Below are 1,446 nucleotides of genomic sequence, written 5' to 3'. Positions count from 1 at the left end.
TGGTTATATCAAGCGTGAAAATCGTCCAAGCGAGAAAGAAACACTAACTTCGCGTTTGATCGACCGTCCAATTCGCCCACTTTTCCCAAATGGTTTCGTGAACGAAGTTCAGGTTGTATGTCAGGTTATGTCTGCGAACAAAACGCAAGACCCTGATATTGCAGCAATGATTGGTACGTCTGCAGCGCTTGCTGTTTCTGGCGTTCCTTTTGCTGGTCCTATCGGTGCAGCACGTGTTGCGTTCACTGATGAAAATGGCTACTCACTTAACCCAACTAACGAAGAGCTAAAAGACTCTTTACTAGACATGGTTGTAGCGGGTACGAAAGACGCAGTATTGATGGTTGAGTCAGAAGCAAAAGAGCTTACTGAAGACGAGATGCTTGGTGCGGTTCTATTCGCTCACCAAGAAATGCAAACAGTGATCAACGCTGTATCAGAATTCGCAGCTGAAGTTGGTACTGAGCAGTGGGAATGGTCAGCACCAGAAGTTAACATTGTACTAGCAGACGCGATCAAAACGCAGTTTGCTGAAGGCATTACTGCTGCATACAGCACAAGTGACAAAATGGCGCGTTACGGCGCATTGGGCGAGCTTCGTAACCAAGCAGTTGCAGCGATTGCAACAGGTGAAGAAGGCGCAGCAAGCGAAGAAGACGTTAAGGCTTACTTCAGCAAGCTAGAGAAGCAAATCGTTCGTGGTCGTATCATTGCGAAAGAGCCGCGTATCGATGGTCGTAACAATGAAACAGTTCGTCCAATTTCTGTTGAAGTTGGCGTACTTCCAAATGCACACGGTTCTGCATTGTTTACTCGTGGTGAAACGCAAGCAATCGTTGCGACTACGCTTGGTACTACGCGTGACGCACAAATCGTTGACACACTTGAAGGCGATACTAAAGAGCACTTCATGTTGCACTACAACTTCCCTCCTTACTCAGTAGGTGAGTGTGGTCGTATGGGCGCACCAGGTCGTCGTGAGATTGGTCACGGTCGTCTTGCTAAGCGTGGTGTTCAAGCGCTTATGCCAAACGAAGAGGAGTTCCCATATGCAGTACGTGTTGTTTCAGAAATCACTGAATCAAACGGTTCAAGTTCTATGGCTTCTGTTTGTGGTTCAAGCTTGGCATTGATGGATGCAGGTGTTCCACTTGCAGCACCAGTTGCTGGCATCGCAATGGGTCTTGTTAAAGAAGGCGACGGTTTCGCAGTTCTGACCGACATCCTTGGTGACGAAGACCACCTAGGCGACATGGACTTTAAAGTAGCGGGTACTGACGAAGGTATCACAGCGCTTCAAATGGATATCAAGATCGAAGGTATCAACGAAGAGATCATGACGATTGCGCTTAAACAAGCTCAAGATGCTCGTTTGTTCATCCTTGAAGAAATGAACAAAGTCATCGAGAACCCTCGTGAGTCTGTTTCTGATAAAGCACCTGCGAT

1 protein-coding gene is annotated in these 1,446 nt (G+C 47.2%); it reads left to right on the top strand.

Annotated features, from left to right (window positions below; genetic code table 11):
* Positions 1-1,446: polyribonucleotide nucleotidyltransferase (gene pnp, locus A3738_RS12685; RefSeq protein ID WP_068763617.1), on the top strand; the 1,446-nt coding region annotated here is incomplete at both ends.

It is taken from the genome of Oleiphilus sp. HI0066 (assembly GCF_001635725.1).
The sequence above is the reverse complement of the archived record's forward strand: the minus strand, read 5'-3'. Positions and strand labels throughout refer to the sequence as shown.